This is a genomic window from Flagellimonas flava (assembly GCF_050617915.1).
GTDB lineage: Bacteria > Bacteroidota > Bacteroidia > Flavobacteriales > Flavobacteriaceae > Flagellimonas > Flagellimonas flava_A.
Map to the genome: position 1 here is coordinate 1 of NZ_JBODQE010000170.1, position 238 is coordinate 238.

Here is a 238-nt window from a genome sequence, read left to right on the forward strand (position 1 = left end):
TACAAAACACAACGAGGTGAGAAGCATCTGTAATCTGACTCTGATTCCATGAAACAGGTTTTAGCTGCTCTCTAATTTCAGGGTTCTCAACTATCAAGACTTTATATAGCTGTAATCCATAGGATGATACAGATAGTTGAATCACTTGCTTAAGTTTTTCAATATCATTTGAAGATACTTTTTTGGTACTATCAAATTTTTTAGTGGCATAACGCCATTGTAAATGTTCTAATAAATT

At 32.4% G+C, this 238-nt stretch carries 1 protein-coding gene; it reads right to left on the bottom strand.

The window, feature by feature from the left end; all coding sequences use genetic code 11:
• The coding region (locus ACRHOZ_RS21420; protein WP_431130406.1) for a nitroreductase family protein at positions 1-238 on the bottom strand (238 nt) is incomplete at both ends.